The sequence below is a fragment of the Psychromonas sp. KJ10-10 genome, from assembly GCF_047323245.1.
GTDB lineage: Bacteria > Pseudomonadota > Gammaproteobacteria > Enterobacterales > Psychromonadaceae > Psychromonas.
In genome coordinates, this window is sequence record NZ_CP178826.1 from 1,784,229 (window position 1) to 1,808,196 (window position 23,968).

Below are 23,968 nucleotides of genomic sequence, written 5' to 3' on the forward strand. Positions count from 1 at the left end.
GCTGTTATAATAAATTGTTTCACATAGTTAAATAATACCTATTAAAATAAAATCAGTTTATATTTTTTATTAATAGTGTAGCTGTTTTTTATAGAGTTGTTTGTTTATTAGATAAATACTTTATCCAATTTAAAGTGCTTTCGCTGGGGTGTTTTTCATGTGCTTTTTGCGCTGTGGTTAACGCTAAATCAGTATTGCCTAGCTCATCAAGTATTTGCACCTGCAACAATAACATTTGCTTAGATTTTTCTTTTAATAATTCTAAGGCTTGCAGTGCATCTTGATAGTGATGCAGTTGTAGGTGGAGTCGAGCAAGAGACCAATAATGTTGATTGTTTAGTTTAGCCACTTTCTGCCAACTGGAAATCGCCTTATCCCATTCCTTAGTAGCTTGCCAATAGATTGCCTGTTGTTGTAACAATTGTTCGCTTTCATTTTCTGCATCAAGTTGGTCATAGAGTGTAGTCGCCGAGAAGGGCACCTGTGCATCGGCATAAAGATTGGCTAATAACTGCCTTTGTTGAAGGCTTAGTTTTAATCCTGCTCTATCGGCTTGTTGTAGCGTGATTAATGCACTTTTATTATCATTGATGTACAAATATAAATTAGCAAGTTGTTGCCACCATATAACATTATCGGGCGCTAAAGAACGTAGTTGGCGAGTGGTTGTTATGCCTGCTGACCATTTTTTTGTGCAAGTTGTGCGGTTAATAATATATTTAGTGGCATTATCTGAGCGGGGCTTTTAGACTTTTTTCGAAAGGCTTGTTGTTTGCCGATTGACTTTTCAACCTCAGGCCACTTTTCCTGCTGATATTGAGCCTGTGCCACTCTTAGCCAAAGTTGCATCAAGGTATTGCTGTCGTGGTAAGCTTTTACCAAGGTTAAATAACGAGATTCTGCCTGCTGATAATGGCCTTCAGTTAATAAAATATCAGCTAACATACGCTGTGTGCTTAAATCATCCTGTTCTATTAATACTTTTAAATCGACCGCTTGAGTCAGATGTTTTATGGCTAATTTAGGCTGTTTTTGCCGCCAATATAACCAGCCTAACATACGACTCACATAGGCTTGTTCATAGTTATCTTGACTTTTAATCGCAGTCAGCGAGGTGATGGCTTCATTAAATTGTTCATTACTTTGTAATTCGTAGGCCTGTTGCACTTTTATTGCTGTGCCACGGGTTAATTGTCTTGCAGAAGCACCCCAAGAAACGAATAGTGTTATTAACAACAGAAAATATAAAGGTTGTTTTTGATTGTGTTTTGTCATTTTATTTTAAACTCCAACTTTACTTGTTGGTTTGGATACACCTGTGCTTGTCCATTGACTATCAAGGGTTGATATTTCCAACTTTTAAGTGCGCGCATGGCTTCTCGGTTAAAAATTCGAGGAGGCTGAGCATCAATAATTTTTATATTTTCTGGGCGACCTTTACTACTGATATCAAAGGATAAAAGCACAAAGCCTTGTATTCTTCTTTTTAGCGCTTGATGGGGGTATTTAGGCTCCATTCGATATTGTGGCGTTGCTATCTGATTTTCAAATACGGGAGTATCAGACACAGGTGCCGGCGTTGCAGGTAAGGTTTGTGCTGGTGGATTTTCAACGGGTTGCGTTTTAGCTATCACAGGTGCGGAAATTTGCATGCCCTGTACCGATAAGTCTAAGCTAACTTCCGGTAATGGCGTTGTTAATGCAGGAGGCGAAGGAACCTGTGGAGGTGTTGTTGCCATATCCGGTTTTGGTGGTTGTGGTTTTTCTGTAGGAGGATCAGGTAACACTCTTTTGATTCGTTGGCTTTGTTCATCAGTATTATCGATAAAAACATCGAAAGAAAGTGGTGTATTATCTGATTTATCCTGTTGAAAGCTAAGGTCTACCATCCAGGCCATAATGGCAATTAAGGCATAACTTATAGCCACTGCTAGTGGGCAAGCGATTAAAAATAAACGCATACCTATTGCTCCGTTGCTAGCGCAATATGACTGATACCCGCTCCTTTTGCTGCATCCATAACGCTAATGACTGTGCCATTAAATGCGTATTTATCCGCTTGAATAACTAAAGATAAATCGCTTTTTTCAATTAATATATTCTCCAGTTTGGCTTGTACACGTTCTTTATCAACCATTTGTTTATTAATAAATATTTCATTATTAGCACTAATCGCAATAAATAATTCAGCATCCTTTTGACTACTTGAATTAGTCGCCTGGGGGCGATTAACTTCAATGCCTGATTCATTAACAAAAGAGCTAGTCACAATAAAAAAGATAAGCATAATAAACACGATATCAAGCATCGATGTTAAATCAATGTTTGCATCATCTTGGCTTTCTTTTCGACTTCCTAATCTCATAAATAACTCCTAAATAATTTATCGAGATGTAATTCTTTTTTTCCATAATGGCCACTAGTTGTGCGTAAAAAAATACTGAGGCAAGAGCGCTACCATACCTGCCATTGTTGGTAAGGTAGCCATTGAAATACCCGCTGACATTAATTTCGGATCAGAGGTACCCTGGATGGAAAGCGTATCAAATACTGAAATCATGCCTGTTACTGTGCCAAGCAAACCTAACATTGGAAAAATAGCGATTAAAAACTTTAAAATAGGCAAGTGTTGAAACAAGGCAAGGTGTGCTTGACTAAGCCAAGCTGCACGTTGTTTTCGCGCGTACCATGATTGATGTTCGCTTCTTGCTTTCCACTGTGATAACCAGCGTTGTTGTTGTTTGGGGAAAATAAACACCACAAATAAAAGCCGTTCGATAGCAAATAGCCAAAAAATAAACATCAATAGGGCTAACCACCAAAGAACAGGACCTCCTTTATCCATAAAGCGCGTTAAAACATCAAATAACAGAGAATCACTCAAAAAGCTTAAGCTGGGCATGATTCAACACTTCCGTTATGTTTTTCTGCACGCTCTGCGACTAAACCTAAACCTTGTTTTTCTAATAGAATTTTCACATTGTCAGCCAGTGAATTTAATATGTTATAGATAAACAATAATGGCATTGCTTTGCAATCAAACCTAATACGGTTGTTACCAGTGCAGTGGAAATACCTTCGGCCATCAGCTTAGGATCTGAATTTCCGTATTGAGTCATTACCTGGAAGGTTTCAATCATGCCTGTCACTGTCCCTAATAGACCTAACATAGGCGAAAGGAGCCGCTAATAATTTAAGCATTGGCAAGCCTCGAATCAGCTTTTGTTGTTCATCTAAAATAATTTCATAAAGTCGCAATTCCAAGGCTTCAAAATTAGGCGATTGGTCATATTTATAAACACCTAAAACCCTGCCTAGTGCATTGTTACCAATTTTTTCTTTATTGTTTAATTGGGCGTTAATTTTTAATTTGCTATAAAACAAAAACAAACCTTGGCTGATGCCGAGTAATAAACCCAATATTAAAAATCCGAGGATAACTTTACCTATGATGCCACCCTGTTCAAAACGTTCTCTGAGAGTTGGTTTCAAAGCAAGTTGTTCGATTAACGTTCCATTACTTGGATCAATACTAAGTAGTTGTTGATTAACACTAAGCTGATCTGATGATGGCAGTGGCTCGGGTTGAACTAGATAGTGATTGGCAACTTGTTCACTATTAGACCATTTTAGGTACCCTTGTTCATCAAGTAAGGCGAAGGCACCGAGACGAATAACTTGTTTGCTTTCTTTTATGCCTTGATGATTGATATAGGGCGACTCAATTTTTGTTATTTGTGTACTTATTTTTATTTGCTCTGTGAATACCTGCCAAAGCGCGTGAATCTGTTCCCGAGAAGGTAAGGTTTTTGCTTCGATGATATCTGCTATGTGGGACATTTGTGTTGATTGTCCAATGCTCGCTACTCGATCGACTTGTTCGTTATGAAATTCCTTTGCAATTTGACGAACTACGCCAAATAACTCTCCTAAATGTCCAGAGGTAAGGCGCAGTTGTTTATCTTTATCTGCGAGTTGTATTTCGTTATCTGAGAATTGTTCCGTAAGTTGATCAATCGAATTTTGTAATGCGATTTTTTGATTAATTAAGTCTTCTTTTATTAAACGATATTTCTCTTCATTCGCTTTAAATTCAGCTTCACGTTGTTGCTCAGCTTTTTGTTGCTGGTTTTTCGCCTGCTGTGTTGTTTTTAATAAATCTGTATTTGCTTGACTGTTAAAAGTAACTAGCAAAAAACTCATTAGAAAAGCATTTTTCATGACATTCATTATTATCAGTTTCATTGCGTTACCTCCGCAATTGATAGGGGTAAAGCAAGCAGAGCAGGTGGGACTTGTTGATTTGCTACTGAGTATGCATGATCTAATTGCTGGGTATTTTCTATTCTATTTTCCCATTGCTTGTTAGTATTATTCCAAACCCAATAAGTTTGTTTATCTAGACTTCTGGCAATAATAGAAAGGTGTCCAAGGTGTAATATTTCAGCTTGTTTCTCAATGTTATTAACTGTTATTGGCCCTAAATAAGTGCTTAATTTGCTGACATAATCCAGTTCAATTTGATATGCCTCCATAATGCGTCGGTATTTCTCTGCATCGGCGATATCGGCTCTGACCATTAATGCTTTTAATTTATTAACTCGCTCAGTTCTTGTCGCCTTATGTAAGGGAAGATCATTTTCAATGTAAGTGTCTAATTGCTCGAGCATTTTATACATTAACGGAACAACGCTTTGTTTTGTTTCACCAAGCTCATTAAGTTGTGAATCGAGGCTGGCTAATTCACTTTCTTGGCTTGCTAATAAAGCGTTTAAATGTTTTTGATAAACACTGAGTTGGCTGATGCTTTCCTGCAGTGATTTTATCTCATTCTGGTGTTCAATGGTTAAATCTGCACTACTTGATATGGTTTTCTGACTTTGTTGCGAGGCAGAAAGAATCGATTTTTCAACTGATTCAGACTGATTTAATGAAGCACCATTGACTTGGACCATAGTTAGAAGGCCAATACTTGCAATGAGAGTATATAAATACATTTTATGTCCGTTAATGTTCTGGTGAAATGATTAATTTATTGTTAGATCTAAGATTCCAAACATTGTTTATGTTCTGACCAAGAAAGCACAATTTCTTCTCTTCTTGAAAGCATAGTAATATGTTGTTCTAAAATGCCTTTTACTGCCATTAGTTGTGGTTCTTCCTGTGCACTACACATAAGAGCAAGCTGTTGTTCTTCATCGAGGAAAGCTAGCTGGCAATTTCCCATAACAAAATTAACTTCACCATTTTTTTCATCCCAAGTTGCAGGGACTTTTCTTGAAAAGTGACGACATAAAGTTTGTAAGTATCGAGCGCTGTGCTCGGAGCTAATATAGGCTTTGCTGTAGTACATTTAATTCATTCCTAGATAAAAATTAGTTGTTGTTATTTTGCTCATCGAGACTCGACTAAGACTCGATGAGCGTGTTGATTTACAGTTTAGAATTGGTAAGTCGCAGATAGTTTGTAATTACGGCCTGGTTCATAATCATCAAGAACATAACCACGTGCAGAGCCTGTTCGTGAAGCATGAGAGGTATATAACTCATCTGTTACGTTATCAATACCAAAGGTAACTTGAAGGCCGTCGAAGGCTGATGATGTCCATTGCGCATAGAAATCATGAGTATTATAAGCTTCCTTGACATCACTACCCGCTTCTACGTTGTCTTCTTCAAGCACCACGGTTGATGTCCATCCGAAGATTGTATTAATTGAATCTGCTTGATAATCAAGTGTTAAGGCAATGCTGTCACCGATATCCATGCTTCGACCATTTGAGTCAAGTAGAGGCGTATTAGTGCTAGCATTATTCGAGTCTGAACGAGAGTAAGACAGTTTAGAAAGGAATGCGTTATAGCCGTAACTTGCGCTAACTTCGAAACCTTTTATTTCTGCATCACCGATATTTTCAATAGTGTAACCACCATTTTCCCAAGTGCTGGCAATATAATCATCGATATCAGTTTTGAACAGGGTTGCACTTGAGCTGATTACATGAGCACCAAAGTATTGTGAGTAACGTGCACCAACCTGTGTATTGATACCTGTTTCAGCTTTAATACCATCTTCTAAATAAGTAACATCTTGGTATTTAACAAAGGTTTCTGATAACTCTGGACCTTTAAATAAGCTACGCGCACTAGCAAATACACTCACATAGTTATTAACATCCCAATCGGCACCAAGTCCCCAAGTCATATCATTAAAGCTGGTATCGCTAGTTTCAGCATCACGATTGAAGTTGTCATATCTCAGACCGGCTGTGATAGAGAAGCTTGGTACAAGGTAAATTCTATCTTCAACAAATACGGCACTCGACGTCGCAGTTTCATCCATAAACTTTTCACCACCGTATGTACTGGTGCTGTTTTGGCGTGACAATTCTATGCCATAGGTAAATTGATTTTTAGATCTGCAATAATGAGGTTAGATTGGAATTGTGCATCTGCACCAAGATTATGGTTTGTTGCACTATTTATTGAAACACGATTAGTTGGCCAAACACCATCCATCACAGTTTCATCACGAATAATTTCAGTTTCACTGCTGTAAAGCGTTACTTTACCATTATGCTTAGCACCACTTAGTTGGTAAGAAGCGGTAATAGTATCACGGTCGTAATCGGTTGGAATAAGTAAGTCACTGCTTAAACCAAGGTTAGGCGCGCCTGACATATCAGGGCGAGGATTATAATCACCACTGTCACGGTACATATCGTAACTTAGTTCAAACCGATGCTGTGATGATGTCTCATAGCCTACTTTAAAGAGTGCATTGGATACTTTACCTGCTGAACCATAGGTTTCAGTACCATCACCATCTTCAAAATTATCTCTGTCTACAATGTTGCCGTATATCATTGCATCAACATCGTCACTCAACATCCCGTATACAGTTAATGAACCCTGTTGGTTATCATTGCTAGCAACACCACCATATACACGTGCGCCAAAGGTTTCGCCCGCTCTTAATAATTCTTTACCATCTTTTGTTTCAAAGGCAACGGAACCACCAAGTGCTGATTGTGTAACTGAGTTATTACCTACTTGAATATCAACTGACTTTAGAATATCAGGGTTGAGAGTTAAGTTACCGATATGATGAAACATATTTGCATGCTGTGATGCGCCATCTAAGGTGATATCTAAATCGGTTTCACCTAGGCTACGAATATTAATACGTTGTGTTAATGAATGTGTACCACCCACATCAACCCCAGGAATATCTCGAAGCAAGTCAGACATGTGATCTGCTTGTTTTAAGGACATATCCTGATCGCCCAAATATTCTGAGTTACTGGCAACACTCGTTCCCCATACAACAACAGACTCCTCTGGTGCTGTCTCTGCTTGCCATCACTTGTTGGCTGATTGCCACCATGACAGCAACATAAATTTTTGCATGCTTAATTGGTATTAATTTCATGTTATTCCCTTAATATATTGCTTTAATTTATAGTAATGATAATTATTCGCGTTTATAATAAGGGAATATTATATGACCGGATAGCAAAATAACTTATGCAAAACGGTCAGACTGTTATGAGAAAAGGTTATGGGAAACGGTAATGCGATAAGCATATTATGAAGGAAGGTAAGATGAAGGTTAATAATACATTGTCGGCAACGAGTTCAAAGGGCACCTTTACGCGCTATTTAGAGGATGATAAAAAGCAATATATCATTTCCGATCGTGAGTCTCATTCATCAACTATCGTTTCTGGCAAGTTTTTATCCTATCAAGTGCCTAACGCTTATACATTACAGGGAGGAACAACCGAGGAGCTTGTTAATTTTCAGGTAGTATCAACCGCACAAAAATCAATGAGTATTACTATTTTACTAGAAGGGATGTTGGACTTTGGTTATGACGATCAGATGTTTCATCTCGATGCGAATTCAGAAAATAGTGCGATTGTGGTTAACCTTTCAAGGCCTGTGACTTTTTATCGTATCATTCATGAGAATAATCATGTTGTAAAACTAAATGTTTCTATTCCACTTAATTGGATTGAAAACCGCGAGAATGTACATGATGTAGCGAGCTCTTTTGTAAAGCATCATCTCGATTACTTTCATATCAAGCTCACTGATATGATCGTTACTTTATCATATGAAATCATCCGCTTAGGTACTCCAAGTAGTTTAATGGATAAACTGCAAATGGAAGTACTCAGTAAGTCATTAATTTTTGAAATATTTAAGCAGTTGAATGCTCAGGATACATTAGAAAGTAATAAACCATTAATAAAACCTCAACAACAAAAGCTACATAATGATCCCTTTGAAGAAACCTTGGATACACTTTTAAAGTACATTGAAGAGAATCTTGAAACGCCACTTTCCGTACAACAGTTAGCACAGTATGTGGCTATGAGTGTGTCTAGCTTACAACGTAAATTTAAACAGGAAATTGGTTATAGTGTTCAGGTTTATATCCGTCGTAGGCGTTTAGAAACTTGCCAAACAAGCCTTAGAAAAGGGCTTAGTGAGCATTACTGAAGCCGCTTATAATGCCGGTTATCGTCATCCATCTAATTTCACCAATGCTTTTAAAAAGACCTTCGGTTTCGCACCACGCGAGATGCAAAATGTCAGTAACACGTAATGAAGGCTAATAAATAATTATATTTCACTTACAAATAATTTGAGCTTAAAACTAAGACTTTAAGCACACATTTTTATTAAAATATTTGGTTTTTTTATTTTTTTCCTATATTTATCTTTAGTTCAATCAGATACAAGGATGAGGTAATGGGGCACCCTTTAATAACTGGTAAAGATATTACTTGGGCTGATAATAAATTAATTGTCAGTAAAACAGATTTGAGTGGCCGTATTACCTACGCCAATCGGCAATTTATGCAAATTGCAGGCTACCATGAAGAAGAATTACTCGGTGTCTGCATAATATTATCCGGCACCCCTTTATGCCTCGCGGTGCTTTTAAATTAATGTGGAAAACGCTTAAAAATGAACAAGAATTTTTTGCGTTTGTTATTAATGCAACAAAACAGAATGATTATTATTGGGTGTTTGCCCATATCACTCCTATTTATGATGATAATAAAAAAGCCATTGGTTATTACTCCGTTAGGCGTGTGATGCCTGAGTCTTTAAAACCTACCATCAGCGAACTTTATGAAAAAGCATTAGAAACAGAGAAAGGCTTAAATGAAAAACAAGCGACTGAAGCTTCCTATGACTTTCTCGTTAAATTCCTTAAGGATAATGACTTAAATTATAACGACTTTATCTGCGATCTTTATCGTCAACATGCCTAGGTATTTATTATGAGCCGTGAAAATAGACTATCTAAAAACCCTTTTTTGAAAACTCGTTTAATCATTACAGACGCAATCTTTTTTAGCTTAGCTGTCATTATTATTGTTTGGTTAAATTTAAACCCAGAAAATATATTGCTTATTTCAATCATAGCCCTCGTTGCCGTCATAATACGCATTGTTGTTTCACAGAGTGAAATAAGACGCACCTTGAAATTTATTAATGTTTTAAAGGATGCGTTAGAAGAAGCCTGTAGTGGTCATATATACACACGTATTAGTAAAACTAAAAATTTAGGAGAGGTGGGCAAGGTTCGCTTGGGCATTTAATGATTTTATGGATATTGTTGAAGCCTACTTTAAAGAAACAGAAGCTTGTTTTCAGGCTGTTGCTAAAAATGATTTTAGCCGACGCCCTTTTGCATCGGGTTTACCTTCTTATTTCAAAGGTTCATTAGAGGGGATTGGTAAATCAATCGAGGTAATGAAAGAGGTTGATACCCTAACACAGAAAAATAACTTAGCATCTGATTTACATAAATTAAATACAGAGAACTTATTAAGTAATTTACAGGTAAGCCAGAAAGATTTACTTGAAATATCTGATGAAATTAAACAAATAAATGGCTTGTCGAAGGAAAATAAAAATAATACTGAAATATCAGCCAGGCAGGTAAAAATGATGGCTAGCTCAACGGCATTGATTCAAGATCGTATGAAGGTTGCACAGTCTTCGCTAAACGAACTTTCAACCTCTCAGGGGGATATCAATGATGCAATGAAGATGATCACTGATATCACAGATCAAACAACATTATTAGCGCTTAATGCCGCCATTGAAGCCGCCAGAGCAGGGGAGGCGGGAAGAGGATTTGCAGTTGTTGCAGATGAGGTTAAAGCATTATCAAATAAAACCAAAGAAACGGCTCTTAATATCAGTGAAAATTTAGCCCTATTTGCTAATTCAATGGCACAAGTAAACGATGCTTTTGCTAATATTAATAGTTCTAGTTCGCAAATCATTGAAAGTATTGAAGAGGTTGAGGCAAGTGTAAATAGCGCAGAAGAAACATCGATATCAACGGAACGTTTAGTATCTAACTCTGAGAATCAGATCTATGCATCACTGATTAAAATTGATCATGTTATTTATAAACAACATGCCTATCGTGCGCTTAATAATAAAAATAACCAAGCCTCTGTTGAAGCAATTGCCACGGATCATCATCAGTGTCGAATGGGGCTTTGGTATGATAAATCAGATACTAAAAATACCTTTTCTAACAATGGTAGTTATGTTGAATTGGAGTTACCTCATTCAATTGTGCACCAATCAGTTAAAAATGCTTTCCAAGAAACCTTTAATGATGATGTTGATCAACACTTGGTTATTAGTGAAATGAAAAAAACAGAACAGGCCAGTTCATTGCTTATTGAAAAACTATCTGAAATGGTTTCAATACAGAATGAAAGGTAAAATAATTTTTTATATTAGTTGTTGTTTTTAAAGATAAAATTAAATGAAATTTCATCAAGGTGATGAGGGCAATATTTTGATATTGCCTAAAATTGACACTAGTACTTAGTTTTATTATATAATAAGACAAAATAATGTAATAGTGAGAAATTTCATGCCTCAGTCTCTTTTTCCAAACATCATTCAGTTTCTTGGCCAGATCGATCCCTTCGATAAAATTCCTAAGGAGGGCTTACATGCACTGGCTTCTTCGGTACAAATTACCTATCTCAGCAAGGGAGATATTGTTGACCTATGTGAGTCTGGAAAAGAAAAGTCCCTTTATATTATACGTACCGGTTCGATGGAACAACGAATGGCTGATGGTGTGTTAAGAGCAAGGTTAGGTTCAGAGGATTTATTTGGTTTTACTTTTCTTGATGATGACATGGATAACGATAATGAAGCGGGTTATCGCGCTATTGCCATAGAAAACACCCTTATTTATTTAATACCGCATACTGCACTGCAAACGCTATTCAAAAATTTTCCAAATTGTGCAGAGCATTTTGCCTCTAAAGCTCAGGTACGATTACAATCTGCACTTGATGTAGTTTGGTCGAATAAAGAAAAAGGTTTGTTTATTCGACGAGTAGAAGAAATTGCAAGTGGACGTGTCGCAGTGGTGACCTCAGATCAAAGCATTCAGTCTGTTGCTAATGAAATGCGTATCAAACATCGTTCTTCCTGTGCGGTTATTTATGAGGATGACAAAATAGTTGGTGTGATCACAGATCGTGATATGACAAAGCGTGTTATTGCTCATGGTGTACCGATTGATCATCCGATATCTGAAGTGATGACTTATTCACCGTTAACTATAAAACCAGATGATCTAGTTTTGCATGCGGCTTCGTTAATGATGCAATTCAATATTAGAAATTTACCCGTTGTTGAAGATAATAAAGTTATTGGTTTATTAACCACTTCGCATTTAGTACAAAATCATCGTGTGCAAGCGATCTTTTTAATTGAAAAGATTAAGTATGCAGACAGTATTGAAACGATGGCAACTTTTACCTCTGAACGACAAGCTATTTTTGAAGCATTAGTGGAAGGAAAAGTTGCACCAGAAACAATAGGTAAAGTGATGACTATGATCATGGATGCCTATAACCGACACATGATCCAACTTGCGATAGATAAACTAGGTCCTCCACCCTGTGATTTTTCTTGGATTGTTGCTGGCTCTCATGCGCGTAATGAAGTGCATATGTTATCTGACCAAGATAGTGCCATCGTATTAGCAGATAATGCAACCAATAGTGACCGTATGTACTTTAAGCATTTATCTATGATTGTTTGCAAAGGTTTAGACAGTTGTGGTTTTCCGCTTTGTCCGGGGAATTTTATGGCGACCACACCTAAATGGTGTCAGCCACTAGCAGTGTGGAAAAATTATTATAAGAAGTGGGTGGCAAATCCTGAATATCAATGTTTATTGAATATTAGTGTATTTCTAGAAATTAGAACTATTTACGGTAATAGTGATTTTGAAACCGCGCTTAGGGATGAATTACATTCTAATATTAATAACAATCGCGAGTTTTTAAGTACTTTAGTTTCTGATGCAGTTAATACCAATCCTCCTTTAGGCATTTTTAATAGCTTAGTTTTGGAGAAATCCGGAGAAAATAATAAAACCCTTAATATTAAGAAATATGCGATTACATTAATTATCGATCTAGCGCGTATTTATGGCTTAGCGGTTGAGTGTGATTTATCAGCTACGGATGAGCGATTTGTCTACGCCAATAAAAAAGGACTGTTAAGTGATGATGCTTTTAAAAATATATTAGGCGCTTATCAGTTTATTTTATCTTATCGTTTCAGCCATCAACTCGAAGCAATGCGCAACGGTGTAGAACCAAACAATAATATTAACCCCGATAGTTTTGGTAGTTTTGAGCGTAAACATCTTAAAGATGCCTTTAGGATCATTGCCGACCTACAAGAAGCTGCTAAGGTCAAATTTGGGAGAATCTCAGGATGATCAAGCGGGTTTTAGATTACTTTCACCCATTAGAAGTGCTTCGACGAAAACGAGAGCAATATTTGTCTGTTACCAAGTTAACAGAGACTCAACTAAATCTTATCAAAAGTGAAATTCCAGAGCCGACGGATTTAGCGAAAGATGTTGATTTCATCGTACTGGATATTGAAACCACAGGTTTTGATAGTCAGAGTGATTTGATTCTGTCTATGGGCTGGGTGAGTATTTCTAATAATATGATTGACCTTACTTCAGCTAAACACCTTTATCTGAATAATGATTCTCAAATTAATGCAGAAACCGCTGTGATTAATCATATTATCCCGCAAATGTTAGCTGAGGGGGTGTCAATTCACGATGCCATGATGACTTTCTTTGAAGAAGCTAAGGGAAAAGTGATTGTTGCACATGCTTGTGTTATGGAAGAAAACTTTATTAATCAATATATGCAACGGTGCTATAGATTAGCGCCGTTACCTTTATTGTGGTTAGATACTCTATGCCTAGAAAAAAACATGGCAAAGGTAGTTAATAACCATAGAGATGTCGATCTTACCCTAGCCAGTACTCGAGAACGTTATGGTTTGCCTGAATATAACAGCCATAATGCCCTCGCAGATGCTGTTTCGACGGCAGAATTATTGTTAGCTCAGCAGAAACGTCTTTCCCCTAATACCTGTATTACGATAGGGAACCTTTATCGTAAAAGTAAGTGATTCTTTATAAGCTGTCAGTTTTATCTATCAATTGGCAGTTTTTATTTATCAATTGTCAGTGTAATTCTGAAAGCTCCTTGTTTTTTGATCTTGTTTGTTTTTAACCTCCTTTACCCGCAGTTTTTGTAGTCTTCTTTCCATGTTTTTTATTAATTCTATCAAGACAAATATTATTTTGATTTGCCGCATGTTTTTGCTTGAAGAGCTGTATATTGAATGAAAATGTGATCTGAGTCTATTGTCTTATTAATGGAGTATAGAATTAGGTTAACAAAAGACCCTATTAAGGTTATTGTACTACAAATCAAAAATTGTGAGTGCTTATTATTAAGCAAACGTTAATTTCAATAACTAAGGATAAGGTAAGAGTATGGATCTTAATACGATAATTGTAGGAGTCTATTTCCTATTTTTAATGGCAATAGGTTGGATGTTCAGAAAATTTACTACCACGACAAGTGATTACTTTCGTGGGGGCGGTAATATGTTGTGGTGGATGGTTGGTGCAACAGCCTTCATGACACAATTTAGTGCTTGGACATTTACTGGTGCTTGCTGGTAAAGCTTACAACGATGGTTTTGCTGTTGCAGTTATCTTCGTTGCCAATGCATTTGGTTACTTAATGAACTACCTATATTTTGCTCCTAAATTCCGTCAACTACGTGTTGTAACGGTAATTGAAGCAATCAGAATGCGTTTTGGTAGTGCAAATGAGCAAGTATTTACTTGGTCTAGCATGCCTAACAGTGTTGTATCTGCTGGTGTTTGGTTAAATGCATTAGCAATCATCGCATCTGGTATTTTCGGTTTCGATATGATTACTACGATTTGGATCACTGGTCTAGTTGTACTAGTTATGTCTGTAACAGGTGGTTCTTGGGCGGTAATCGCATCTGACTTCATGCAGATGGTTATCATCATGGCTGTAACCGTGACTTGTGCTGTTGTTGCAATCATTCAAGGTGGTGGTGTTTCGGAAATTATTGCTAACTTCCCAATCACGACTGAAGGCGGTAGCTTCCTATGGGGTAACAACCTTAACTACGTAAGTGTATTTGGTATTTGGGCTGTATTTATCTTCTTTAAACAGTTCAGTATTACTAATAACATGTTGAACTCTTACCGCTACCTTGCAACGAAAGATTCTAAAAATGCTAAAAAAGTCGCATTACTTGCATGTGTACTAATGACAATGGGTCCATTAATCTGGTTCCTACCTAGCTGGTATGTTGCTGGTCAAGGTGTTGATTTATTCTCAATCTACCCTGAAGTTGGTAAAAAAGCGACTGACTTTGCTTACCTATACTTTGTAGAAACTTACATGCCTGCAGGTATGGTTGGTCTATTAATTGCGGCTATGTTTGCGGCAACAATGTCTTCAATGGACTCAGGTCTTAACCGTAACTCTGGTATCTTTGTTAAGAACTTCTACGAACCAGTTATTCGTAAATTTAATGCAACAGAAGCAGAGCTTGTATTTGTATCTAAAATCACTTCAACCGTGTTTGGTATTGCAATTATTTTAGTTGCATTATTTATCCAATCATTAAAAGGTTTAAGCTTATTCGATACTATGATGTATGTTGGTGCTTTGATTGGTTTCCCTATGACAATCCCTGCATTCCTTGGTTTCTTCATCAAGAAAACACCTGATTGGGCTGGTTGGGGTACGCTAGTAGTTGGTGGTCTAGTATCTTATTCAGTTGGTTTCGTACTAACACAAGGTATGCTACAAGACTTCCTAGGTACTGAGCTTACAAGCCGTGAATGGAAAGACTTAAAAGTTGCTATTGGTCTGATTGCACATATTACATTGACTGGTGGATTCTTCATCTTATCTATGTTGTTCTACAAGCCATTGACAGAAAAACGTCAAGCAGATGTTGATAAATTCTTTGATAACCTTGCAACACCTCTTGTTTCTGAAGGTGCGACACAACAGAATTTAGATAACAAACAACGTAAAATGCTAGGTACACTGATTGCAGTTTCTGGTGTAGCTATTATGGGAATGTTCTTACTACCTAACCCAATGTGGGGACGCTCTATCTTCCTACTATGTGGTGGTATTGTAATGGCAGTTGGTTTACTACTTGTTAAAGCAGTAGACGAAAAGGTAGAAGCTACAGAAGCTTAATTTAATGCTAAGTTAATTTATAACTTAACATTAGATAATAAAAAGCAGTCATCCTTGGATGACTGCTTTTTTTGTTTGTAAAGGAAACTCCTGTGCCAGACTGATGCAGTGGTATCTTTCCGGTTCTTTATGTCACTACATAACTGAGGTTACATATAGAATAGCCACACCTCACAGGCTCAGGTATAAACACAAAGCTAGCCCTTGTTAAAATAAACTTATTTGATTTCTCTCGATTCTTTCATTCCTTTCCTATATACGTTTTATAAGATTTGAATAAATGTTTAATAGTTAACCATGTTATGCGTAACTATTTGTCTGACTATTGGCTGTTAATTTTATCTTTTACTTTTATTTACTTGTATGACAATTTATTGTTGAGTGAAAAAGAAGACTTTAAGGATGGTTTTTTGGCTTTGTTTTTAATTTAAAATTGGCTCAAATCCTGCTGTTAGCAAGTTATTAATCTTGAGATAATAATAATCCTAATCATTAACTGAGCTATTTTTACTGGGTAAGTTGGAAGAGGGCGTTGAGGTGATAATACAAAGTTCAATTTAAGATGTATGAAGAAAAAGTGCAATAGGCTCTATTGCACTTATAAATCAATATGAGATGGGGTGGATATCAAAATTATTTACAAATCTCTACGCGTATATTGTTTTCACTCAATACTGATTTAACATCAGCTGGTGGCTCTTGATCGCTAAAAAAGACCGTTGCTTGTTTAACGTTACAAAGCTCAATTGAACCTTGAGGCACAAATTTGGTCGAATCGAGGGCAATAAAGACATTTCTAGAGGCTTTCATCACCGATTGAGTGATTGCACTTTCATTTAAGTCATATTCCAAAAGGGTACCATCAGCATCTATCGAACCAGCACTAGTGATTAAATAGTCAAATCGGAAATTCCTCGTGAAAGCCAATGCATCTGCGCCACTTATTCCTCCATTTGAGGATCTGATTTTGCCACTTGGTATCAACACATCAAAGTTTTTATTACTGTGTAAAATATTGGCGACTCTTAAAGAGTTAGTCATTATTTGAAGATCATTTTTATTTAATAAGTGACTTGCTATTACCTCTGCGGTGGTGCCTATGGTTAAAAATATGGTTGAATTGTCTGGGATCATTTGTGCAATTCTTTTACCAATAGCATTTTTTTCCTCGGTTTCAGAGGTCTTACGGATTTCATAGTCTAAGTTGACTGTACTAGAAAGCGCACTGGCGACACCGTGATGGCGAACCAAAAGTTTATCTTCACTGAGCTTTTTTATATCACGACGAATAGTTTGTGTAGAAACGTCTAATACCTCAGCTAATTCTTCAACTGTACAATAACCCTTATCAATCACTAATTGTAATAACTTGTCTTGTCTTGGACCCATCACTGTCACCCTAGTTTGTGTTTATAGCAATTCCGTTAATTTAATAATGATCAATTATTTAGCGGAACTGCTATTAATATCTTCTTCTACAGTATGACGACTAGGAATACCTGCTCGGCCTCCTAGTTTAGTGCATTTTAATGCCGCCACTGTATTTGAAAAAATAACCGCTTGGCGGGTTTCCATTCCTTCGGATACAGCAACTGCAAAAGCACCATGAAATACGTCACCTGCGCCCGTTGTATCAATCACTTCAACAACTTTTCCCTGTTGATGATTTACTTCATTATTTTCTAACCAATAACACCCGCTCGCGCCGACGGTGACATATACCATGCCTTTGGTTTTTTGTTGCGCGATTTTTAATCCTGCAATAGGATCATCTGTTTGTGTGAGTTTCGCTAAGCCTGGCTCAGAAAAAGCAACATGGTCAGCTAACTGCACAAGTTCATCGATCGAGTCCGGTGAAAGATCTGCATCTAGCACAGAGGGAATCGAGTATTTTTTAGCTTGTTGTAATGCATATTTAGCACCTTCAGGCCATCTTACATCACATAAAATTGTCGAATAAACAGAAAAGTCGATAGATTTAAGTGCCTCAATATCGCGACTTAATGTCTTATCTTGGTAGTTTATAATCATACGTTCGCCATGGTCATCAACAAGCACAGCAGAAAATGCAGATGTGGCCTGTTTGATATGTACAACCTTGTCGACATTAACGCCATAATCTGAGAGTTCAGTTAACATGGTACTAGCAACTGAGTCGCCACCAACTCGACCTATGAAATCAACTTTTTTACCAAGTTTAGCAACGGCAACAGAAGCTGTAGCAACAGGCCCTCCACCTATTTCAAAGTAATCATTAGCAACAAACTTACCACCTGTTGTAGGTAGTTCAGAAACTCTTTGGACGCGATCTAAAACTGTAATTCCAAGACAAGCGATAGACATTATAAATCCTCTTTTTCGTCGTACACATAATAACATAATGTGTACATCTGATCGGTATTGTGAAGTAATTTTATGCTTCTACTATAAGCATAAATCAGATTTCTCTCCAGTTTTTTTCTTACATAAAGCAACAATAAACAACAATAAACAACATATTGTGACATGTGTTGGTTTTTTTCTATAAATCGTTATATTAGCCACACTCTCAAACACAAAAAGGAATACACATGTCAACTATCGCTTTTATTGGTCTTGGTCAAATGGGCGACCCTATGGCTAAAAACTTGATTAAAGGTGGTCATACTTTAAAGGTATTTGATCTTAATAAAGAAGCAGTACAAAACCTTGTTAATGAAGGCGCTACAGCAACGGACTCACCAGCAAGCGCTTCTCAAGATGTTGAGTTTATTGTCACTATGTTACCTAACGGCACACTAGTTAAGAATGTACTGTTTGCAGAAAATGGTGTGACTTCAACAATGAATAAAGATGCCTTGTTGATTGATATGTCAACCATTCATCCCTTTGAAACAGATGCTTTAATTAAAGAAATGGCAAACACAGGTTTACAAATGATGGAAGCACCTGTCGGTCGTACTTCAGATCATGCTGTTAAGGGCGAGTTACTGATCCTTGCGGGTGGCACTAAAGAACAAATTACTAAGGCACAACCTCTTTTTGATTGTATGGGCTCGGAAACCATTGATGCTGGTGGTGCCGGGATGGGTATACGCGTCAAAATTATCAATAACTATATGAGTATTGCACTGAACGCATTATCTGCAGAAGCGACCACGCTTTCAGAAGCGATTGGTTTAGATTTCGAAACTGCATTATCGGTTATGAATGGAACGCCTGCTGGCAAAGGACATTTCACAACAACTTGGCCTGGTAAAGTGTTAGCGGGCGATTTGTCACCGGCATTTATGGTTGATTTAGCACATAAAGATTTAGGCATTGCCCTGGACTTAGCAAATCAAGTGAATGTGCCTATGGTGTGTGGCGCGCATCTCGTGAGCTTTATAGTATCGCCCGTGCGGCAGGGCGAGGGCGTCAAGATTGGACCTCTGTTTTTGAACAACTTCGGGTGACTTCAGGTCTTGAAGCGAAAATTAAATAGAGGCCTGAGATGCAATTAACCAATAAGCACTGGGGAAGCGTTGCTAATAAAGACGTACAACTCTTTACCCTAAAAAACAGTCATGGAACAAAGGTTTCTGTGACTAATTATGGTTGTATTGTGACATCTATTGAAACCTTAGATCGCCAAGATAAAAGTGCTGATGTTGTTTTAGGTTACGAAAGCCTAGAAAAATATTTAGATGGGCATCCGTTTTTTGGTGCGATTGCAGGACGTTATGCCAATCGTATTAAGGATGGTAAGTATGTTCTTGATGGTCAAACTTTCCAGCTAGAAACAAATGAGGCGCCCACCGGGCAACATTTGCATGGTGGTTGTAAAGGCTTTGATAAATATGTCTGGGATCACGCGATAGAAGAGACTGCAACTGGGATTTTTATTCATTTTAGTCGCGTCTCTCCCGATGGTGAATCTGGCTATGGAGGCACAGTAAATGTAGTGAATACGATTGGTTTAGATGAACATAATCAAGTGCATTTCAATTTTAGAGCCACCACTGATAAAGCAACGGTTATTAACCTGGTGAACCACAGTTATTATAACCTTGCTGGGCATGATTCTGGCTCGGTTAATGATCACCAATTAACCTTATTTGCAGATTTCTATACGCCCGTAGATCAACAGTCGATTCCTACTGGAGAAATTTGCTTAGTAAAAGGTGGTTTAGATTTCACTTCTGCGACAGTGATTGCTGATAATAAAACTAAGCTTTCAGAAGCAGGATATGATCATAACTATATTTTGCATCATCGCCACAAAGAAGGTGATTACGCACTTGTCGCTGAGCTTTATGACCCTAGTACTGGTCGTGTTATGAGTGTCTTGACCACGCAACCTGCGGTGCAATTTTATAACGGTTTTAAACTTTCTAATAAACCTTGGTTTGCTAGAAACGGTTATAAATATGAAGCATGTAGTGGCTTGTGTTTAGAAACACAACACTATCCTGATAGTCCCAATCAGCCACACTTTCCCTCTACTCGCTTAAATTCCGGCGAGGTGTTTGAAGAGAAAACCATCCACCGTTTTACACTTAGATAAACCCATGATGGGGCCTTTTTAAGCCCCATTTTTAAAGGACTCCTAATGGATATTACTATTATTATACTGTCGTTAATTATTGCCTTAGGTGCATTTACACAGGGGTTGACTGGCTTTGGTCTAGCACTTGTTTCTGTACCCTTATTGTCATTAACCATTGATGCCAAAATGGCGGTGCCAATTGCTGGCATTTTTGGTTGGTTAGTAACCATGCCAATTGTTTGGAAAATGCGACATCACGTCCAATATCGGGCCGGTTTGATCCTTGTTGCTGGTTCTATACCAGCATCATTTGTTGGTGCTAAGTTATTAGCAAATTTACCATCAACTTATATCTTGATCACTATGGGGGTGGTGTTAATTGTTTCTAGCATTCACTCAATGAGATCTACCAAACCGTTATTTAAGAAAACATCGACACCTGTCACCTTAACCGCAGGTTTTTGTTCAGGTGTGTTAGGAGCGAGTGTAGGAGAAGCTGGGCCACCTGTGATTGCATACACCTCAATGCAACCCTGGACAGCCGATCAAGCTAAATCAACATTGGCATTTTTCTTTATGCTTCAAATGATTGGCGCCATCATTAGTTTCCAATATGAAGGTTTAATTACTGATGATGTGAAGCATTACATTATGTGGATGATGCCATCATTTATCGTTGGCATGGTCGCAGGCATGGTCGGATACCACTTACTTCAAAAGCGCAAAATAAATTATCACCATATCGTACACAGGCTGTTGTTTGTTATTGGCTGTGTTTTGATTATTAAAAACCTACCTTTTTAATGTTTTTTTAAAAACAACATAAATGTATCATTAACAACAAAATAAGTTGTTTTTTGTCTGGTTTTGTTGGAAATGATACATGGATAGCAAAAATTATTTAAATCAACTGATAATATCTTTTTCACTGAAACGGAAAATAAATAAGGATTCCAAAAATGTCATATGTCTCTGGTAAAAAAATGATTAACGAAGCATGGGAAAACGGCTATGCAATTGGTGCCTTTACTGGGCACAACGCTGAAACCATTAAAGCGATTTTATTGGTCGCTCAAGAAGAACAAGCTCCGATCATGATCCAAATAGGTCAAAAGGCAATTAATGAAATGGGCATGAAACCATTGAAAAATGTCCTTAACTCTCTAGTAGAGCACCATAACATTACTGTTCCAATTTGTGTGCATCTGGATCACAGTCGTCAATTTGAACAAACTATGCAAGTCTGCTAAATGTGGTTTTGATTCTCTTATGTTTGATGGTTCAGGATTACCGATTGAAGACAATATCCGTATTACTAAAACCGTATGCGAAGTTGCGGTATGCGCTGGGTTTAGGCTCGGAAGGCGAAATCGGCAAAATAGGTGGTACTGAGGACGATATTACCGTTGATGAGAAAGATGCGATGATCACTACAGTTGCAGAAGCGCTTGATTTTTCTGAGCGTACTGGTGTTGATTATTTAGCTGTTTCTATCGGTACCGCTCATGGCATTTATAAAACGACACCTCAATTGAAGCTTGATCGTTTAACCGAAATTAAAGAAGCGGTTAAAAAACCAATCGTATTACATGGTGGTTCAGGTGTGCCTGATGACCAAGTAGTCGAAGCTATTAAACGTGGTGTTGCCAAAATTAATGTTGATACAGAATTACGTCAAGGCTTTATTACTGGTGTGCAAGCTCATTGGGCGGACAACCCAACAGATTACATTCTTGCTGATGTGATGAATTCTGGTATTGAATCAATGAAAAAAGTAGTGCAACAGAAGATTCGTTTGTTCGGTTCAAATGGCAAAGCATAATAAAAATATAACTAGCAAGGTTGTGGAATTATTTTAATGAAGCAACCTGGGCCTTTCTTCGCTAACCAAGGTTAGGCCCAATTATGTTCAACGTTTAATGGTGATTTTATGTTAAAGGGTATAGAGAGAGCGTTAAATAAAGTAAATGCGCCTATCGCAAAAATGGGTGCTGAAATATCCGGTGCATTACTGCTTATTATGGTGGCAATTGTGCTTTTACAAGTTGGCTTTCGGTATATTTTGAATATTCCGCTAAGTTGGACTGATGAAGCCTCTCGTTTCATGATGATTTATATGACTTATCTGTGCCTACCTATTGTCTATTTAAACGACCAGAATATCGCTATGACTTTTGTTACTGATAAATTTAAAGGCATGCGAATCTATAACCTATTTATGATTATCGCGCACATTGCCAGCTTAGTGCTATTTACTATCTGGATTTATTACGGCTGGATTTTTTATTCAACAGGCACTGTGATGGCCGATAGTGTGCCAATCCCAATGTATGTAATTTATGTTATTCCACCGGTCATGATGACTATCTGTTGTTTTTCTGCACTGCAAAAACTGGTCAGCTCGATTGATTCTTTCATCCACTTTCAAAAAGAAGATGTGCTTCTTTCTGACGCGACTAAATAGGACGCTACATCATGATTTCACCTATTTTTATATTCTATTTTATGACCTTTTTGTTGATTGGTGTGCCGGTATTATTTGCACTCGGTTTATCACCTATCATAACTTTTTTCCAAGATGATCAAGTGCTGTTTATTAACATGCTTTATCAAAGATTATATTCTGGTTTAGATAACTTTTTATTACTAGCTTTGCCTTTCTTTATGTTAGCTGGCGAATGTATGTCTAGTGGTGGTATTACCCCACGTATTATTGCTTTTGCGCAAACTCGTGTACAACATATGCGAGGTGGACTAGGCCATGTAGTTATTATTACAGCAACATTATTTGGCGCGTTAACCGGCTCTGCTGTGGCGGCAACATCTGCCATCGGTAATATGCTCATCCCTGAGATGAAAAAATACAAATATGATGTTGCTTATCGTCTGCTGCATTAACTGCTCGTTGCTACTGTTTTAGGCACCATTATTCCCCCATCGGGCATCATGTTAATTTATGCCTTTGTTATGAATACTTCGGTGGCGGCAATGTTCTTATCGGGTATCGTGCCAGGTCTTCTTTTCTGTCTTGGTTTGATGCTGGTTAACCGTATTCAAATTCGTAATTACCCTGATGTGCAACCCTTTGAGCGTGCAAGCAAAATCGATCGTCGTAAAAGTTTAAAAATGGCGATTCTACCAATGATGACTCCAGTAATCATATTAGGTGGTATCTACGGTGGTATCTTCACACCAACCGAAGCTGCAGCAGTAGCTGTGGTTCTACGCAATCATATTGTCAGTTTACATTTTGAAAGTGACAAGCATGAAAGCAACCTATGCCATTTTTGCAAAAGTAGCTGTTAATGCTGCGCTATCTTAATCATCGTTGCGGTATCGCCAGTGGTTTTGCATCTGCGATTAGTTTCTCTGGTATCTCTAAGGATGTTGCGGACTTCTTTAATGGCATCACAGATAACCCTTACTTGCTGTTCTTTATCATCAATGTGTTCTTATTTATTGTTGGTATGTTTTTAGACGCAGGTCCAGCGATTCTGATTTTTGCTCCAATCATTGCACCTATCATGATTGCGGCGGGAATTGACCCAGTTCATTTCGGCGTAGTAATGGTATGTAACTTATCCATTGGTTTAGCAACACCACCGATGGGATTGGTTTTGTTTGTCGCCTCAGGGGTGTCAGGCGTACCACTACAACACATTTCAAGAGCGATTATTCCATTCTTAGCAATTGAGTTTTTGATAATTTTCTTGATTTCATTCTTCCCTTCTTTAGTGATTGGCTTGCCACAACTACTAGGGGTGATGTAACAATTTTAACCTTACGATAAACACATACACTTTTATTAAGGA

The 23,968-nt window shown here is 37.5% G+C and carries 31 protein-coding genes and 2 pseudogenes; 19 read left to right on the forward strand and 14 right to left on the reverse strand.

Features of this window, described 5'->3' with window-relative positions; genetic code table 11:
• Positions 1-88: 88 nt before the first annotated feature.
• The 12 genes from ACLKMH_RS10150 to ACLKMH_RS10205 all read right to left on the reverse strand — a co-directional run bounded on the left by ACLKMH_RS10150 (position 89) and on the right by ACLKMH_RS10205 (position 7,428).
• Positions 89-715 carry a tetratricopeptide repeat protein gene (locus ACLKMH_RS10150; protein WP_413702308.1) on the reverse strand — a complete coding sequence of 209 codons (627 nt, stop codon included), beginning with the start codon at positions 713-715 and terminating at the stop codon, positions 89-91.
• Positions 670-1,275: a tetratricopeptide repeat protein gene (locus ACLKMH_RS10155; protein WP_413701859.1), complete on the reverse strand. Its 606-nt coding sequence runs from the start codon at positions 1,273-1,275 to the stop codon at positions 670-672. Before ACLKMH_RS10155 ends, ACLKMH_RS10150 begins: the two co-directional genes overlap by 46 nt.
• The gene (locus ACLKMH_RS10160) at positions 1,272-1,961 is read right to left on the reverse strand and encodes a TonB family protein (RefSeq protein WP_413701860.1); all 690 of its coding nucleotides are present in this window, start codon (positions 1,959-1,961) and stop codon (positions 1,272-1,274) included. The genes ACLKMH_RS10155 and ACLKMH_RS10160 overlap by 4 nt, the downstream gene beginning before the upstream one ends.
• 2 nt (positions 1,962-1,963) lie before the next feature.
• Positions 1,964-2,365 (reverse strand): ExbD/TolR family protein, encoded by a 402-nt coding sequence (locus ACLKMH_RS10165; protein ID WP_413701861.1) that lies wholly within the window; start codon positions 2,363-2,365, stop codon positions 1,964-1,966.
• Between the two features lie 54 nt (positions 2,366-2,419).
• Positions 2,420-2,902 carry a MotA/TolQ/ExbB proton channel family protein gene (locus tag ACLKMH_RS10170; RefSeq protein ID WP_413701862.1) on the reverse strand — a complete coding sequence of 161 codons (483 nt, stop codon included), beginning with the start codon at positions 2,900-2,902 and terminating at the stop codon, positions 2,420-2,422.
• A 94-nt stretch (positions 2,903-2,996) separates the two neighbouring features.
• Complete coding sequence (locus ACLKMH_RS10175; RefSeq protein ID WP_413701863.1) at positions 2,997-3,140, reverse strand: MotA/TolQ/ExbB proton channel family protein; 144 nt, start codon at positions 3,138-3,140, stop codon at positions 2,997-2,999.
• Positions 3,133-4,245 carry a flagellar motor protein MotA gene (locus ACLKMH_RS10180; RefSeq protein ID WP_413701864.1) on the reverse strand — a complete coding sequence of 371 codons (1,113 nt, stop codon included), beginning with the start codon at positions 4,243-4,245 and terminating at the stop codon, positions 3,133-3,135. Before ACLKMH_RS10180 ends, ACLKMH_RS10175 begins: the two co-directional genes overlap by 8 nt.
• The gene (locus tag ACLKMH_RS10185; protein ID WP_413701865.1) at positions 4,242-4,997 is read right to left on the reverse strand and encodes a DUF3450 domain-containing protein; all 756 of its coding nucleotides are present in this window, start codon (positions 4,995-4,997) and stop codon (positions 4,242-4,244) included. The genes ACLKMH_RS10180 and ACLKMH_RS10185 overlap by 4 nt, the downstream gene beginning before the upstream one ends.
• Positions 4,998-5,044: 47 nt before the next feature.
• Positions 5,045-5,353, reverse strand: coding sequence for a DUF2218 domain-containing protein (locus tag ACLKMH_RS10190; protein WP_413701866.1), 309 nt, complete (start codon positions 5,351-5,353; stop codon positions 5,045-5,047).
• An 86-nt stretch (positions 5,354-5,439) separates the two neighbouring features.
• Positions 5,440-6,384 (reverse strand): TonB-dependent receptor domain-containing protein, encoded by a 945-nt coding sequence (locus tag ACLKMH_RS10195; RefSeq protein ID WP_413701867.1) that lies wholly within the window; start codon positions 6,382-6,384, stop codon positions 5,440-5,442.
• 2 nt (positions 6,385-6,386) lie between these two features.
• Positions 6,387-7,271 (reverse strand): TonB-dependent receptor plug domain-containing protein, encoded by an 885-nt coding sequence (locus ACLKMH_RS10200; protein ID WP_413701868.1) that lies wholly within the window; start codon positions 7,269-7,271, stop codon positions 6,387-6,389.
• 25 nt (positions 7,272-7,296) lie between these two features.
• On the reverse strand, positions 7,297-7,428 hold the full coding sequence (locus tag ACLKMH_RS10205) for a hypothetical protein (RefSeq protein ID WP_413701869.1): 132 nt from the start codon (positions 7,426-7,428) through the stop codon (positions 7,297-7,299).
• Positions 7,429-7,601: 173 nt separating this feature from the next.
• On the opposite strand from ACLKMH_RS10205, the gene ACLKMH_RS10210 reads away from it, so the two are divergent.
• From ACLKMH_RS10210 to ACLKMH_RS10260, 11 genes and pseudogenes are all read left to right on the forward strand, one after another.
• On the forward strand, positions 7,602-8,504 hold the full coding sequence (locus ACLKMH_RS10210; RefSeq protein ID WP_413701870.1) for a hypothetical protein: 903 nt from the start codon (positions 7,602-7,604) through the stop codon (positions 8,502-8,504).
• Positions 8,491-8,610, forward strand: coding sequence for a helix-turn-helix domain-containing protein (locus ACLKMH_RS10215; protein ID WP_413701871.1), 120 nt, complete (start codon positions 8,491-8,493; stop codon positions 8,608-8,610). The genes ACLKMH_RS10210 and ACLKMH_RS10215 overlap by 14 nt, the downstream gene beginning before the upstream one ends.
• A gap of 146 nt (positions 8,611-8,756) precedes the next feature.
• Positions 8,757-8,957, forward strand: a complete 201-nt coding sequence (locus tag ACLKMH_RS10220) for a PAS domain S-box protein (protein WP_413701872.1) — start codon at positions 8,757-8,759, stop codon at positions 8,955-8,957.
• The gene (locus tag ACLKMH_RS10225) at positions 8,933-9,286 is read left to right on the forward strand and encodes a hypothetical protein (protein WP_413701873.1); all 354 of its coding nucleotides are present in this window, start codon (positions 8,933-8,935) and stop codon (positions 9,284-9,286) included. The genes ACLKMH_RS10220 and ACLKMH_RS10225 overlap by 25 nt, the downstream gene beginning before the upstream one ends.
• 9 nt (positions 9,287-9,295) lie before the next feature.
• Positions 9,296-9,616, forward strand: coding sequence for a hypothetical protein (locus ACLKMH_RS10230; protein WP_413701874.1), 321 nt, complete (start codon positions 9,296-9,298; stop codon positions 9,614-9,616).
• 385 nt (positions 9,617-10,001) lie between these two features.
• Positions 10,002-10,316: pseudogene (locus ACLKMH_RS10235) on the forward strand (methyl-accepting chemotaxis protein); the annotation flags it as partial.
• 117 nt (positions 10,317-10,433) lie between these two features.
• The gene (locus tag ACLKMH_RS10240; protein WP_413702309.1) at positions 10,434-10,763 is read left to right on the forward strand and encodes a CZB domain-containing protein; all 330 of its coding nucleotides are present in this window, start codon (positions 10,434-10,436) and stop codon (positions 10,761-10,763) included.
• Between the two features lie 154 nt (positions 10,764-10,917).
• Positions 10,918-12,795 carry a DUF294 nucleotidyltransferase-like domain-containing protein gene (locus tag ACLKMH_RS10245; RefSeq protein ID WP_413701875.1) on the forward strand — a complete coding sequence of 626 codons (1,878 nt, stop codon included), beginning with the start codon at positions 10,918-10,920 and terminating at the stop codon, positions 12,793-12,795.
• Complete coding sequence (locus tag ACLKMH_RS10250) at positions 12,792-13,511, forward strand: 3'-5' exonuclease (protein ID WP_413701876.1); 720 nt, start codon at positions 12,792-12,794, stop codon at positions 13,509-13,511. Before ACLKMH_RS10245 ends, ACLKMH_RS10250 begins: the two co-directional genes overlap by 4 nt.
• Positions 13,512-13,881: 370 nt before the next feature.
• On the forward strand, positions 13,882-14,073 hold the full coding sequence (locus ACLKMH_RS10255) for a hypothetical protein (RefSeq protein WP_413701877.1): 192 nt from the start codon (positions 13,882-13,884) through the stop codon (positions 14,071-14,073).
• Entirely contained in the window at positions 14,060-15,649 is a 1,590-nt protein-coding gene (locus ACLKMH_RS10260) for a sodium:solute symporter family transporter (protein ID WP_413701878.1), read from the forward strand. Before ACLKMH_RS10255 ends, ACLKMH_RS10260 begins: the two co-directional genes overlap by 14 nt.
• A gap of 633 nt (positions 15,650-16,282) precedes the next feature.
• On the opposite strand, the gene ACLKMH_RS10265 is transcribed toward ACLKMH_RS10260, so the two are convergent.
• Positions 16,283-17,038: a DeoR/GlpR family DNA-binding transcription regulator gene (locus ACLKMH_RS10265; RefSeq protein ID WP_413701879.1), complete on the reverse strand. Its 756-nt coding sequence runs from the start codon at positions 17,036-17,038 to the stop codon at positions 16,283-16,285.
• 54 nt (positions 17,039-17,092) lie between these two features.
• Positions 17,093-17,992 (reverse strand): PfkB family carbohydrate kinase, encoded by a 900-nt coding sequence (locus ACLKMH_RS10270; RefSeq protein WP_413701880.1) that lies wholly within the window; start codon positions 17,990-17,992, stop codon positions 17,093-17,095.
• A 227-nt stretch (positions 17,993-18,219) separates the two neighbouring features.
• Here ACLKMH_RS10270 and yihU point away from each other — a divergent pair, with 227 nt between their 5' ends.
• From yihU to ACLKMH_RS10310, 8 genes and pseudogenes are all read left to right on the forward strand, one after another.
• Entirely contained in the window at positions 18,220-19,083 is an 864-nt protein-coding gene (gene yihU, locus ACLKMH_RS10275; protein WP_413701881.1) for a sulfolactaldehyde 3-reductase, read from the forward strand.
• Positions 19,084-19,121: 38 nt separating this feature from the next.
• Positions 19,122-20,174 (forward strand): aldose epimerase family protein, encoded by a 1,053-nt coding sequence (locus ACLKMH_RS10280; RefSeq protein ID WP_413701882.1) that lies wholly within the window; start codon positions 19,122-19,124, stop codon positions 20,172-20,174.
• A 45-nt stretch (positions 20,175-20,219) separates the two neighbouring features.
• Entirely contained in the window at positions 20,220-20,960 is a 741-nt protein-coding gene (locus tag ACLKMH_RS10285; RefSeq protein WP_413701883.1) for a sulfite exporter TauE/SafE family protein, read from the forward strand.
• Between the two features lie 155 nt (positions 20,961-21,115).
• Positions 21,116-21,406: a class II fructose-bisphosphate aldolase gene (locus ACLKMH_RS10290; protein ID WP_413701884.1), complete on the forward strand. Its 291-nt coding sequence runs from the start codon at positions 21,116-21,118 to the stop codon at positions 21,404-21,406.
• A gap of 44 nt (positions 21,407-21,450) precedes the next feature.
• On the forward strand, positions 21,451-21,978 hold the full coding sequence (locus ACLKMH_RS10295; RefSeq protein WP_413701885.1) for a class II fructose-bisphosphate aldolase: 528 nt from the start codon (positions 21,451-21,453) through the stop codon (positions 21,976-21,978).
• A gap of 108 nt (positions 21,979-22,086) precedes the next feature.
• Positions 22,087-22,620 (forward strand): TRAP transporter small permease, encoded by a 534-nt coding sequence (locus ACLKMH_RS10300; RefSeq protein ID WP_413701886.1) that lies wholly within the window; start codon positions 22,087-22,089, stop codon positions 22,618-22,620.
• Positions 22,621-22,661: 41 nt separating this feature from the next.
• Positions 22,662-23,462 (forward strand): annotated as a pseudogene (locus ACLKMH_RS10305) (TRAP transporter large permease subunit).
• Positions 23,462-23,926 carry a TRAP transporter large permease subunit gene (locus tag ACLKMH_RS10310; protein WP_413701887.1) on the forward strand — a complete coding sequence of 155 codons (465 nt, stop codon included), beginning with the start codon at positions 23,462-23,464 and terminating at the stop codon, positions 23,924-23,926. Before ACLKMH_RS10305 ends, ACLKMH_RS10310 begins: the two are co-directional and overlap by 1 nt.
• Positions 23,927-23,968: the final 42 nt, after the last annotated feature.

What these genes read in the sequence shown, in the direction of transcription:
- ACLKMH_RS10155 (WP_413701859.1), bottom strand. Translation starts at nt 1,275, where the DNA reads ATGACAAAACACAATCAAAAACAACCTTTATATTTTCTGTTGTTAATA.
- ACLKMH_RS10160 (WP_413701860.1), bottom strand. Translation starts at nt 1,961, where the DNA reads ATGCGTTTATTTTTAATCGCTTGCCCACTAGCAGTGGCTATAAGTTAT.
- ACLKMH_RS10165 (WP_413701861.1), bottom strand. Translation starts at nt 2,365, where the DNA reads ATGAGATTAGGAAGTCGAAAAGAAAGCCAAGATGATGCAAACATTGAT.
- ACLKMH_RS10170 (WP_413701862.1), bottom strand. Translation starts at nt 2,902, where the DNA reads ATGCCCAGCTTAAGCTTTTTGAGTGATTCTCTGTTATTTGATGTTTTA.
- ACLKMH_RS10175 (WP_413701863.1), bottom strand. Translation starts at nt 3,140, where the DNA reads ATGATTGAAACCTTCCAGGTAATGACTCAATACGGAAATTCAGATCCT.
- ACLKMH_RS10180 (WP_413701864.1), bottom strand. Translation starts at nt 4,245, where the DNA reads ATGAAACTGATAATAATGAATGTCATGAAAAATGCTTTTCTAATGAGT.
- ACLKMH_RS10185 (WP_413701865.1), bottom strand. Translation starts at nt 4,997, where the DNA reads ATGTATTTATATACTCTCATTGCAAGTATTGGCCTTCTAACTATGGTC.
- ACLKMH_RS10190 (WP_413701866.1), bottom strand. Translation starts at nt 5,353, where the DNA reads ATGTACTACAGCAAAGCCTATATTAGCTCCGAGCACAGCGCTCGATAC.
- ACLKMH_RS10200 (WP_413701868.1), bottom strand. Translation starts at nt 7,271, where the DNA reads ATGTCCTTAAAACAAGCAGATCACATGTCTGACTTGCTTCGAGATATT.
- ACLKMH_RS10205 (WP_413701869.1), bottom strand. Translation starts at nt 7,428, where the DNA reads ATGAAATTAATACCAATTAAGCATGCAAAAATTTATGTTGCTGTCATG.
- ACLKMH_RS10210 (WP_413701870.1), top strand. Translation starts at nt 7,602, where the DNA reads ATGAAGGTTAATAATACATTGTCGGCAACGAGTTCAAAGGGCACCTTT.
- ACLKMH_RS10220 (WP_413701872.1), top strand. Translation starts at nt 8,757, where the DNA reads ATGGGGCACCCTTTAATAACTGGTAAAGATATTACTTGGGCTGATAAT.
- ACLKMH_RS10225 (WP_413701873.1), top strand. Translation starts at nt 8,933, where the DNA reads ATGCCTCGCGGTGCTTTTAAATTAATGTGGAAAACGCTTAAAAATGAA.
- ACLKMH_RS10230 (WP_413701874.1), top strand. Translation starts at nt 9,296, where the DNA reads ATGAGCCGTGAAAATAGACTATCTAAAAACCCTTTTTTGAAAACTCGT.
- ACLKMH_RS10245 (WP_413701875.1), top strand. Translation starts at nt 10,918, where the DNA reads ATGCCTCAGTCTCTTTTTCCAAACATCATTCAGTTTCTTGGCCAGATC.
- ACLKMH_RS10250 (WP_413701876.1), top strand. Translation starts at nt 12,792, where the DNA reads ATGATCAAGCGGGTTTTAGATTACTTTCACCCATTAGAAGTGCTTCGA.
- ACLKMH_RS10255 (WP_413701877.1), top strand. Translation starts at nt 13,882, where the DNA reads ATGGATCTTAATACGATAATTGTAGGAGTCTATTTCCTATTTTTAATG.
- ACLKMH_RS10265 (WP_413701879.1), bottom strand. Translation starts at nt 17,038, where the DNA reads ATGGGTCCAAGACAAGACAAGTTATTACAATTAGTGATTGATAAGGGT.
- ACLKMH_RS10270 (WP_413701880.1), bottom strand. Translation starts at nt 17,992, where the DNA reads ATGTCTATCGCTTGTCTTGGAATTACAGTTTTAGATCGCGTCCAAAGA.
- yihU (WP_413701881.1), top strand. Translation starts at nt 18,220, where the DNA reads ATGTCAACTATCGCTTTTATTGGTCTTGGTCAAATGGGCGACCCTATG.
- ACLKMH_RS10280 (WP_413701882.1), top strand. Translation starts at nt 19,122, where the DNA reads ATGCAATTAACCAATAAGCACTGGGGAAGCGTTGCTAATAAAGACGTA.
- ACLKMH_RS10285 (WP_413701883.1), top strand. Translation starts at nt 20,220, where the DNA reads ATGGATATTACTATTATTATACTGTCGTTAATTATTGCCTTAGGTGCA.
- ACLKMH_RS10290 (WP_413701884.1), top strand. Translation starts at nt 21,116, where the DNA reads ATGTCATATGTCTCTGGTAAAAAAATGATTAACGAAGCATGGGAAAAC.
- ACLKMH_RS10300 (WP_413701886.1), top strand. Translation starts at nt 22,087, where the DNA reads ATGTTAAAGGGTATAGAGAGAGCGTTAAATAAAGTAAATGCGCCTATC.
- ACLKMH_RS10310 (WP_413701887.1), top strand. Translation starts at nt 23,462, where the DNA reads ATGCTGCGCTATCTTAATCATCGTTGCGGTATCGCCAGTGGTTTTGCA.